Source organism: Novosphingobium sp. AAP1, from assembly GCF_001295765.1.
GTDB classification, from domain to species: Bacteria; Pseudomonadota; Alphaproteobacteria; order Sphingomonadales; family Sphingomonadaceae; genus Novosphingobium; species Novosphingobium capsulatum.
Genome location: NZ_LJHO01000010.1, coordinates 95,456 through 105,000 on the forward strand (window position 1 = coordinate 95,456; position 9,545 = coordinate 105,000).

Here is a 9,545-nt window from a genome sequence, read left to right on the forward strand (position 1 = left end):
CCGCTGTCATGAGCCTGCCCGCGCTGCCCCTGTTCCACCGTATCGCCGGCCAGCCGGTGATCGTGCTGGGCCATGGCGATGCGGCGCAGGCCAAGGCGCGGCTGGTGGAGCGTGCTGGCGGCCAGGTGGTGGATGATCTTGCCCACGGCATCGATATCGGCGCGCGGCTGGCGTTCATCGCCCATGACAGTGCCGATGCCTGCATGGCCGATGCCCTGCGCGCGCGGGGCGCCGGCTTGCTGGTCAATGTGGTGGATCGCCCGGCGCTGTGCGATTTCACCACGCCGTCGCTGATCGATCGCAGCCCGGTGGTGGTGGCTGTCGGCACGGCGGGTGCGTCGGCGGGGCTGGCCAAGCACGTGCGGCTGCGGCTGGAACGCGCGCTGCCCCAGGGGCTGGGCGCGCTGGCCAATGCGCTCTTTGCCGCGCGCGATGCCTTGCGCGCGCGCTTTCCCGATGGCGCCGATCGGCGCCGCGCGCTTGATGGCGCCCTGGCAGAGGGCGGCCCGCTCGATCCGATGGTGGAGCATGCACCCGCCGCGGTGGAGGAATGGCTGGCAGGTGCGGCCGAAGTAGCGGCAGCGCACCATGTCATCGTGCTGCGCTCGGACGATCCGGAAGACCTTACCCTGCGCGAGGCGCGCCTTCTGGGCATGGCCGATGCCGTGGTGGCCGATGCCGCCGTGCCGCTGGCTATCCTGGTGCGCGCACGCGCCGATGCGCAACGCCTGCCGCCCGGTGCAGCGTTGCCCTGTGGCCTGACCGTGGAACTGCGCCTGCCCGGCTAATCAGCCCTTGGGCGCTGCTAGGTGAAAGTTCATCCAGCAGCTGGCGATCGGTACGGCGCGGTCGCTCTGCCAGGCTTCCACCCGCACATTGGCCACGCGCCGCCCGGCGCGCACCACCTGGCCTATGGCGTAGACCGGCTGTGGCAGCCCGGCGCGCAGGTATTCGATCGAGATGTTGATCGGCTTCATCCGCTGGTTCACCCCGTTCCGCGCCAGATGGACAGAGAGGGCAGCAAACCCGGCCATTTCCAGCAGCCCGCCAATCGCGCCGCCGTGCAGAAATCCGGGGCGCCCTTCCGAATGGGCGCCAAACTGCATGGTGACGATCGGGCTGCCGTCTTCGTCCGCCGCCAGGGTCATGCCCATGGCCAGGGCAAAGGGCGGCAGGGTGAACAGGACGCTGCCATCGCGTTGGCCCTCGCTCATTCGCTGTCTCCCAGCACCATGAAGATGGCGGCAGCGTGGGCCAGCGGATCGGCCATATCCCCATCGTGGGCCAGCGCCCGCACGAATGCCAAGTCGCCGCGCAACTGATAGCATTCCGCCCGCGCGATCACGCTGCGCCCCGGTACGGCTGCCCGGACATAGTCGATGCGCAGGTCCAGCGTGACATGGGGGACGAAGCATCCCCGCCGCGTCCAGATCGCCATCGATGTGCAATTGTCGAACAGGCTGATGATCGGGCCAGAGGCCAGCACGCCATTGTTGCCCGCTCCCACCAGATCCTCGCGCCAGGGCAATTCGGCTTCGAACCAGTCGGGACCATGGTCGCCATAGCGCATGCCGAGAAAGCCGCCGTGGCCCAGCTTGCTCAGCAGTTCGCCCGCCACTGCCGGATCAAAGGGGCCCTGCTTGCGCCAGGTGAAAGGTTCGTGTTCTGCCATCGCTGTTCCTTGCCGCAATGTCGACCGGGGTTCAACCGATTGGTTAAATCACAGCACCCCGCCGGCCAGCGTGTCGATCGCGGCCTGCAGGATCAGCGCGGCGGCATGCGAATCGATGCGCTGGGCGCGCTTGGCCCGGCTGAAATCCTGCTCGATCATCGTGCGCTCGGCCGCCTGCGTCGACCAGCGCTCGTCCCACATCAGAATGGGCAGGCCCAGGTCTTCCAGGTTGCGCGCCATGGCGCGGGCTGATTGGCTGCGCGGACCGTTGCTGCCATCCATGTTGAGCGGCAGGCCGATGACCAGGCCCTTGACCCCGCGCTGCGCGATGATGTCAGCCAAGGCTGCCTTGTCCTGGGCAAACTTGCGGCGGATCACGGTCTGCCCGGCGGTGGCAAAGTGCCAGCCGGCATCGCACAGCGCCACGCCGATGGTCTTGGTGCCAGGGTCAAGCCCCATCAGCACCCCGCCCATCGGCAGGGCGGCGCGCAGGTCGGCGACATTTTGGGTGATCATTGAGTTCCTCCGTCCCGGGCCTGGTGCCACGCGGCGCTGCGACGCAGGGCATCGGCGCGCAGATTGGCCCAGAACAGCGGGATATCGTAGACATGGTAGGTGTTGCCCGGCAGCACGAACAGCCCGATGTGCGGCGGCGGCCCGATCAGCAATAGTCCGCGCGCATCGCACCGCGCCGGCACGAGGCCAGCCACCAGCGGCCCGGCGCGCTCTGTCTCACTGTCGTTTGCATCGGGCAGCAGCGTGCCGCGGTTGGCCTTGCGCGTGGCAACGCCGCCTTGCGTGCCGGTCAGCGGATTGACGCAGATGAGCGGGCCCTGGCCGGGCGCGTGATCCGGCCAGCGGTGATAGGCGCCGATCAGCAGGGTGGGATCGGCCGGTTCGGCAAAGCTGAGCCAGCCGACCAGGCATCCTGCCTGATCGGGCGTCGTGCACGGGGCAAAGCCGGTTTCCGCCGCAGCCGTTGCCGCCACGATGGGCCAGCCGATGGCATAGGCTGCCACCACGCGTCGCGCCACCGGGCGTCCCTGCACACTATCGTGCAGCAGGCGGGCCACGGCCCACGCGCCCTGGCTGTGGCCGGCGATGATGATCGGCGTCTGCGGGGGCAGGGCCGCCAGGAACGCGGCAAAGGCCGCGTGAATGTCTGCATAGGCCAGGTCCATCGCCCGCTGGCGATCGGCACCGTCGGTCAGGAAGGCACCCAACGCGGCCTGGCGATAGCGCGGCACCCATACTGGCCCTACCGCGTTGAACGCGCTGGCCGTGGCCGCCACCAGAATGTTGGCGCGCCGCTGCGAATCGATATCGGCCAGCGGCGCATTCCAGTGGTTGCGGCTGAGATAGGTGGTCGAATGCACGAAGAACACTGCCGTGTCCCCGCTGGGCGGGGCGGGCGTGCCCGGCGGCAGCCACTGTGCCGGGTCATTGGCCATGCCGGGCCGCGCCAGCCACATCGCAGGATCGGCATAGGCATTGGGCGCTGGCGGTGCGCCCGGCTCGAACGCGTGGATGGGCGCAAAGGCATAGCGCGAGATTTCTGCCGAGCACTGGCGCAACACGCCAAGGCACAGCAAGGCCAGCACCACGAACAGCGCGCCGGCCTGAACCACGCGCTTGATCACCATGGCATCATGTGGCCAGCGCGGGGGTTTCGCCCGGGGCAGTTTCGTCCCGCTCATCGTCGTTGCGCTCGGCCTGCCGTTCCAGGGCGATCTTGATCATCGCCACGATCGGATCGGCCAGCGCCAGGCCCAGGATGCCGAACAGCACGCCAAAGATCAGCTGCGCGCCCAGCACCATCGCCGGGGCAAGGTCGGCGGTCTTCTTGGCCACCATCGGCACGATGATGTTGCCATCCACCGTCTGCACCACGAGGTAGACGATAATGCAGTAGATCCCCATGTCGGTGCCGCCCGAAAAGCCCACCAGCACCATCAGCAGCCCCGAGAGCGGCGCGCCGATATTGGGCAGGAACACCAGCAGCCCGGTCAGAATGCCCAGCAACGCCGACATCGGCACGCCATAGACGGCCAGCAGCAGCCAGGTTGCCAGGCCTTCGGTAAACATGCCGATCATGCGCCCGAACAGCAGCATGCGCAGCGACTTGCCCATGCGTTGCAGCGTCACCTGGAAATGCGGGCGGCGATCGAGCGGGAACAGCCAGGCAAAGCCGCGCCGATAGATGTCCGGCTCCAGCACGAAATAGATGCCCAGGATCACGATCAGGAAAAACGTGGTGAACCCACCGAAAATTCCCCCCAGCGCCTGCGTGACGGGGCCGACGCCGCCGATCACCTGCTCGGCGATCTTGGAGACGTCAGCCTGGCCCACGTTGATGCCATGGCCGTGCAGCCAGGTCAGCGTGCGCTGGGCCTGGCCCTGGATGATATGCGGAAACTGCGCCGCCTGTGCCGCGATCTGGTTGCCGGCAAAATAGCCGAGCCATACCAGGAAACCGACCGCCGCCAGCAGCACCAGCGCGATCCGCAGCGCGCGCGGGCCGGGCAGAATCCGGCCGAGCAGGCGTTGCCCACCCTCGATCAGCGAGGCAAACACCACCCCGCCAAAGATCACCAGCAGCGGCTGTGCCAGGAATACCGCCAGCACGACAAGCGCAGCGATCCCGATCCACACAAAGGCCTTCTTGGCCTCCTGGCGAACCGTATGGTCAGTAATGTCGGTGGGGCCAGGCGCGTTCGCCTTGGTCGTGCCGCCGGGCGGCGGGTTGGCGGAGACAGAAATGGTGTCGGCAGAATCGGACATCGCGCGCAAGCTACCCCCGCAGCAAGAGTTCAGGAAGCCGGAACGAATTGTGGCAGCCCCTGTTCCGCGCGCAGGCTGGTTCCACCGCGGCCGTGGCGCAGCGCATGCCACCAGGTCGCCGGATTCCACGTTTCGCTGCCATCCAGGGAAACCGTCACAAACTCGGCCCGGCCACCCACGTCGGCCAGCGGCACTGGGCCACCCAGGCCCTTGAGCGCCAGCGGTTCGCGGCTGTCGGCGGAATGATCGCGGTTGTCGCCCATCAGGAAGACATGGCCGGCCGGCACCGTCACCTCGGCATAGTCATCGAGCGGCTGCTGCTCATGGTCGATGATGCGATAGGTCGCGCCATTGGGCAGCGTCTCGCGCAGGATCGGCAGCTCGCAGAATTGCCGGCCCATCGCATCGCGAAAGCGCAAGCCGGGAAAATCGGTGGGATCGCACGGTTCGTTGGCATCGACCGGCAGATCGAGCGGCGCTTCCACCACCTGCGGCACGGGGCGGCCATTGAGGATGATCTGGCCATGGACCACGGCAATGCGGTCACCTGGCAGGGCGACGACCCGCTTGATATAGTCCTCGTTGCTGCCGCGCGGCACCACGATCACGATATCGCCATACTGCGGCGTTGCCGGGAACAGCCGCACCGACGAGCGCGGCAGCACGTGGAACGATGGCGATACCCACGACCAGCCATAGGGATACTTGGAAACCACCAGCCGATCGCCCACCAGCAGGTTGGGCATCATCGACATCGACGGGATGTAGAACGGCTTGGCCAGCAGGCTGTGGAACACCAGGACAGCCAGCAGCATGCCAATCAGGCCGCGCAGTTCCGCCCACCAGTTGACGCGCGCGGGCCGGGCTTCGGCCTGTTCCGGCGGCAGGCCGGTAACGCCGTCGCTCATGCCGTTTCTCCTTCGCCCGAGTGGCCAAGGTCCAGCGCAATGGCCTCGATCACCACGAAGGCCTGAGCCCAGGGATGGTCATCGGTCATCGTCAGGTGCACCACCGCCTTGTGGCCGGGCGGGGTGATCGCGGCCAGCCGTGCCGCCGCGCCGCCGGTCAGCGCCAGGGTCGGCGCCCCCGAGGGTGCGTTGACCACGCCGATGTCCTTCATGAACACCCCAGCCTTGAAGCCGGTGCCCACCGCCTTGGAATAGGCTTCCTTGGCGGCGAAGCGCTTGGCCAGGGTGCCGGCGCGGGTATAGGGCCGGCGCGCTGCCTTGGCCTGCTCCACCGGGGTGAAAACCCGCTCGACAAAGCGATCGCCGAACCGCTCCAGCGATTGCTGGATGCGCTCGATATTGCACAAGTCGGAACCCAGGCCGATGATCATGCGGGGTCTTCCTTCCAGCCGCGTGGCGGGTTCAGCGCACTTCGTCCATCAGCGTGCGCATGCGCCGCACGGCCGCGTCCAGACCCACGAAGATCGCCTCGCCGATCAGGTAATGGCCGATGTTGAGTTCGGCCAGCTGCGGGATGGCGGCCACGGGCTGCACGTTGTCATAGGTCAGGCCATGGCCGGCATGGGGTTCGATGCCGTTCTTGGCGGCCAGCGCGGCCATGTCGGCCAGGCGCTTGAGCTCGACGGCGCGGGCCTCGCCCTCGGCATGGGCATATTCGCCGGTGTGCAGTTCCACCACCGGCGCGCCCAGCTTGATCGCCGCCTCGATCTGTCGCGCGTCCGGCGCGATGAACAGGCTGACGCGGATGCCGGCATCAGCCAGGCGCGACACGATCGGCGCCAGGCGGTTGTGCTGCCCGGCGGCATCGAGCCCGCCCTCGGTCGTGCGTTCCTCGCGGCGCTCGGGCACGATGCAGCAGGCATGGGGCTTGTGGCGCAGGGCAATCGCCAGCATTTCGTCGGTCGCGGCCATTTCCAGGTTCAGCGGCAGGTTGGTCGCCGCCTGGATGCGTGCCAGGTCCTCGTCGCGAATATGGCGGCGGTCCTCGCGCAGATGGGCCGTGATCCCGTCACCGCCCACGTCGGCCACGATCTGCGCGGCGCGAACCGGATCGGGATGGTCACCGCCGCGCGCATTGCGGATGGTGGCCACGTGATCGATGTTGACGCCCAGCCGCAGCCGGGCGGGCGTGAACAATTCGCTCACCGCCATATTCTCCTGTCTTACGGTTGTGCCCGGCTGCCGGGCTTGATCGCGGGCACAGCGGCCAGCGCGGGCGGCAGTTCATCGGGTGCATAGGTCGGGAAATTGAGGGAGACGAGCGGATAGAACGGCACGCCCAGGTCCACCGCGCCGGCCGACCTGTCGACCAGCGCCGCCTCGGCGATCACCACGCCGCCGGCTTCTTCCACGGCCTTGATCGCTTCGCGGCTGGACAGGCCAGTGGTGACGACGTCTTCGACCATCAGCACCTTTTCGCCCGGCGTCAGGGTAAACCCGCGGCGCAGTTCGAACGTGCCGGTTGGCCGTTCCACGAACACCGCTTCCACGCCCAGCGCGCGGCCCATTTCGTGGCCGATGATCACCCCGCCCATGGCCGGGGCCACCACCTTGGCGATCTGCTGGCGCAAATCGCGCGGCAGCTTGGCCGCGAGCGCACTGGCTAGGCGCGAGGCGCGCATCGGGTCCATCAGCACGCGCGCGCATTGCAGATAATGGGCGCTGTGGCGGCCCGAAGAGAGCAGGAAATGCCCTTCAAGCAAGGCCTGGCTGGCACGGAATTCGGAAAGGATGTCTTCTTCCTGCATGGCTCTGGTTCGCTGGTCCTGCCTGTTCGCCGTCTTGGCGTGCTGGGGTTTGCCATGTGCCATGGGCGCTGGCGCGGCACGGGGCAAGGGTTTTTCGCCCAGTGGCAGGCCTGCGGCGGGCGGGCTTGAACCAAGGGGCAATGCTTTCCTGTCGCCTTGGTGAACGTCTCAACTTGTGGCTCAGGACAAGGCCGCGTATAGCCGGGTGCAATCGAGGGAATTACAATCAGTGCACGCAGACCTCGAAACTGGCGTGTACGCGGGGAAGAGCGGAACAAGCGACGATGAGTCCAATCGAATTCGTCCGCCATGCGGGCACAGCGTTTCGGACCGCCGGTCATGTCCTGGCAGGCATTGCAGCAACAACCGCAGCCGCGGCGCCTTCGCTGGCGCTGGCTGCCGCCACTTATGTCCCGGCCAAGCCGGTGCCCGGCAAGGGGCAACCCGTTCCGGGTGGCTGGACCTTCCAGGACCAGTATTCGCCGATCGGCCAGGAAGCGCTGAAAATGCACGATTACCTGCTGATGCCGGTAATCACGGTCATTGTCCTGCTGGTCCTGTTCCTGCTCATCGCGGTGATGGCCAAGTTCAACCGCCGCGCCAACCCGGTGGCCTCCAAGACCAGCCACAACACCTTGATCGAGGTGATCTGGACCCTGGTTCCCGTACTGGTCCTGGTGGTGATCGCGGTCCCCTCGATTCGCCTGCTCGCCCACCAGTACGAGCCTGCGCCCAAGGGCGCGCTGACCGTCAAGGTCACCGGCTATCAGTGGTACTGGGGCTACACCTATCCCGACAATGGCGGGTTCGAGGTGATCTCCAACATGCTGCCGCCGGCCGAGGCCATCAAGCGCGGCGAGCCGCCGCAGCTTGCCGCCGACAACCGCATGGTCGTGCCGGCCGGGGTGCCGATTCGCCTGCAGACCACCGGGTCTGACGTGATCCACTCGTTCTCCGTGCCCTCGCTCTGGTTCAAGCTGGATGCCGTTCCGGGCCGGATCAACGAGAAGGTGATGATGATCAACAAGCCCGGCGTCTATTACGGCCAGTGCTCCGAACTGTGCGGCGCGCGCCACGGCTACATGCCGATCGTGGTCGAAGCCGTGACCAAGCCCCAGTTCGACGCCTGGATCAAGAGCCAGGGCGGTACGGTGGGCGGCGCAGCCGCTCCGGCCGCCTGAACGACAATCGGAAAGAGGATCGCCCGATATGGCCACCATTCCCGCCGATCATGAAAGTTTTGATGCGCACCACGACCATGCGCATGATCACGATCACAAGCCCAGCTTCTTTGCGCGCTGGTTCATGTCCACCAACCACAAGGACATCGGCACGCTCTACCTGATTTTCGCGGTCTTCGCCGGCGTTGTCGGCGGCGCGATCTCGGGCATCATGCGCGCCGAACTGGCGCATCCCGGCATCCAGTACCTCGGGTTCTGGACCAGGTTCGTCGGCGGTGATGGCGCCGATCTCAACCAGACGCTGCACATGTGGAACGTGCTGATCACGGCGCACGGCCTGATCATGGTGTTCTTCATGGTCATGCCGGCGCTGATCGGCGGGTTCGGCAACTGGTTCGTGCCGATCATGATCGGCGCGCCCGACATGGCCTTCCCGCGTATGAACAACATTTCGTTCTGGCTGACCTTCTCGGGCTTCTGCTCGCTGATGATCTCGCCGTTCATGCCCGGGGGCACTGGCCATGGCGCGGGCACCGGCTGGACGGTCTATGCACCGCTTTCCACATCGGGCTCGGTCGGTCCGGCGGTCGATTTCGCGATCTTCTCGCTGCACCTGGCCGGGGCTGGCTCGATTCTCGGGGCCGTGAACTTCATCACCACCATTTTCAACATGCGCGCGCCGGGCATGACCCTGCACAAGATGCCGCTGTTCGTGTGGTCGGTTCTCGTCACCGCGTTCCTGCTGCTGCTCGCCCTGCCGGTGCTGGCCGCAGCCATCACCATGCTGATCACCGACCGCAACTTCGGCACGACGTTCTTCGATCCGGCCGGCGGCGGTGACCCGATCCTCTACCAGCACCTGTTCTGGTTCTTCGGCCACCCCGAAGTCTATATCATGATCCTGCCGGGCTTCGGCATCATCAGCCAGATCATCTCGACCTTCTCGCGCAAGCCGGTGTTCGGCTATCTCGGCATGGCCTATGCCATGGTCGCCATCGGCTTGGTCGGGTTCATCGTGTGGGCCCACCACATGTACACCACCGGCCTCGACGTGAACACGAAGATGTATTTCACGGCCGCGACGATGGTCATCGCCGTGCCCACCGGGATCAAGATCTTCTCGTGGATCGCCACGATGTGGGGCGGGTCGATCGAGTTCAAGTCGCCCATGGTCTGGGCCATCGGCTTCATCTTC

General features: G+C 66.5%; 12 protein-coding genes (1 of these 12 cut by a window edge). 3 read left to right on the forward strand and 9 right to left on the reverse strand.

Annotated features, from left to right (window positions below; translation table 11 throughout):
• Positions 1–8: 8 nt before the first annotated feature.
• Positions 9–788 (forward strand): bifunctional precorrin-2 dehydrogenase/sirohydrochlorin ferrochelatase, encoded by a 780-nt coding sequence (locus tag IP65_RS16420; protein WP_054132346.1) that lies wholly within the window; start codon positions 9–11, stop codon positions 786–788.
• Here IP65_RS16420 and IP65_RS16425 read toward each other — a convergent pair whose 3' ends face one another.
• From IP65_RS16425 to pyrE, 9 genes are read right to left on the reverse strand one after another with little or no spacing between them, the layout of a single operon-like run.
• Positions 789–1,214 (reverse strand): PaaI family thioesterase, encoded by a 426-nt coding sequence (locus tag IP65_RS16425; RefSeq protein WP_022676861.1) that lies wholly within the window; start codon positions 1,212–1,214, stop codon positions 789–791.
• Complete coding sequence (locus IP65_RS16430; RefSeq protein ID WP_022676862.1) at positions 1,211–1,672, reverse strand: PaaI family thioesterase; 462 nt, start codon at positions 1,670–1,672, stop codon at positions 1,211–1,213. The genes IP65_RS16425 and IP65_RS16430 overlap by 4 nt, the downstream gene beginning before the upstream one ends.
• A gap of 48 nt (positions 1,673–1,720) precedes the next feature.
• Positions 1,721–2,188, reverse strand: coding sequence for a Holliday junction resolvase RuvX (ruvX, locus tag IP65_RS16435; RefSeq protein WP_022676863.1), 468 nt, complete (start codon positions 2,186–2,188; stop codon positions 1,721–1,723).
• Positions 2,185–3,315, reverse strand: a complete 1,131-nt coding sequence (locus tag IP65_RS16440) for a DUF3089 domain-containing protein (protein WP_022676864.1) — start codon at positions 3,313–3,315, stop codon at positions 2,185–2,187. The genes ruvX and IP65_RS16440 overlap by 4 nt, the downstream gene beginning before the upstream one ends.
• Before the next feature lie 4 nt (positions 3,316–3,319).
• The gene (locus IP65_RS16445) at positions 3,320–4,453 is read right to left on the reverse strand and encodes an AI-2E family transporter (RefSeq protein ID WP_022676865.1); all 1,134 of its coding nucleotides are present in this window, start codon (positions 4,451–4,453) and stop codon (positions 3,320–3,322) included.
• A gap of 29 nt (positions 4,454–4,482) precedes the next feature.
• Positions 4,483–5,361 carry a signal peptidase I gene (gene lepB, locus IP65_RS16450; protein WP_054132347.1) on the reverse strand — a complete coding sequence of 293 codons (879 nt, stop codon included), beginning with the start codon at positions 5,359–5,361 and terminating at the stop codon, positions 4,483–4,485.
• On the reverse strand, positions 5,358–5,792 hold the full coding sequence (gene acpS / locus IP65_RS16455; RefSeq protein ID WP_022676867.1) for a holo-ACP synthase: 435 nt from the start codon (positions 5,790–5,792) through the stop codon (positions 5,358–5,360). The genes lepB and acpS overlap by 4 nt, the downstream gene beginning before the upstream one ends.
• 31 nt (positions 5,793–5,823) lie before the next feature.
• Positions 5,824–6,567, reverse strand: a complete 744-nt coding sequence (locus tag IP65_RS16460; RefSeq protein WP_028658008.1) for a pyridoxine 5'-phosphate synthase — start codon at positions 6,565–6,567, stop codon at positions 5,824–5,826.
• Positions 6,568–6,584: 17 nt separating this feature from the next.
• Positions 6,585–7,169 (reverse strand): orotate phosphoribosyltransferase, encoded by a 585-nt coding sequence (gene pyrE / locus IP65_RS16465; RefSeq protein WP_028658009.1) that lies wholly within the window; start codon positions 7,167–7,169, stop codon positions 6,585–6,587.
• A 284-nt stretch (positions 7,170–7,453) separates the two neighbouring features.
• Between pyrE and coxB the strand changes: the two genes are divergently transcribed.
• Together coxB and ctaD are read left to right on the forward strand one after the other, a co-directional pair.
• The gene (gene coxB / locus IP65_RS16470) at positions 7,454–8,350 is read left to right on the forward strand and encodes a cytochrome c oxidase subunit II (RefSeq protein ID WP_022676870.1); all 897 of its coding nucleotides are present in this window, start codon (positions 7,454–7,456) and stop codon (positions 8,348–8,350) included.
• 28 nt (positions 8,351–8,378) lie between these two features.
• Positions 8,379–9,545 carry the 5' portion of a cytochrome c oxidase subunit I gene (gene ctaD, locus IP65_RS16475; RefSeq protein ID WP_022676871.1) on the forward strand. 522 nt of this gene lie beyond the right edge of the window, so only the first 1,167 of its 1,689 coding nucleotides appear in the window; the start codon lies at positions 8,379–8,381; its stop codon lies off the right edge, out of view.

What these genes read in the sequence shown, in the direction of transcription:
- ruvX (WP_022676863.1), bottom strand. Translation starts at nt 2,188, where the DNA reads ATGATCACCCAAAATGTCGCCGACCTGCGCGCCGCCCTGCCGATGGGC.
- IP65_RS16445 (WP_022676865.1), bottom strand. Translation starts at nt 4,453, where the DNA reads ATGTCCGATTCTGCCGACACCATTTCTGTCTCCGCCAACCCGCCGCCC.
- IP65_RS16420 (WP_054132346.1), top strand. Translation starts at nt 9, where the DNA reads ATGAGCCTGCCCGCGCTGCCCCTGTTCCACCGTATCGCCGGCCAGCCG.
- lepB (WP_054132347.1), bottom strand. Translation starts at nt 5,361, where the DNA reads ATGAGCGACGGCGTTACCGGCCTGCCGCCGGAACAGGCCGAAGCCCGG.
- IP65_RS16425 (WP_022676861.1), bottom strand. Translation starts at nt 1,214, where the DNA reads ATGAGCGAGGGCCAACGCGATGGCAGCGTCCTGTTCACCCTGCCGCCC.
- pyrE (WP_028658009.1), bottom strand. Translation starts at nt 7,169, where the DNA reads ATGCAGGAAGAAGACATCCTTTCCGAATTCCGTGCCAGCCAGGCCTTG.
- IP65_RS16440 (WP_022676864.1), bottom strand. Translation starts at nt 3,315, where the DNA reads ATGGTGATCAAGCGCGTGGTTCAGGCCGGCGCGCTGTTCGTGGTGCTG.
- coxB (WP_022676870.1), top strand. Translation starts at nt 7,454, where the DNA reads ATGAGTCCAATCGAATTCGTCCGCCATGCGGGCACAGCGTTTCGGACC.
- acpS (WP_022676867.1), bottom strand. Translation starts at nt 5,792, where the DNA reads ATGATCATCGGCCTGGGTTCCGACTTGTGCAATATCGAGCGCATCCAG.
- IP65_RS16430 (WP_022676862.1), bottom strand. Translation starts at nt 1,672, where the DNA reads ATGGCAGAACACGAACCTTTCACCTGGCGCAAGCAGGGCCCCTTTGAT.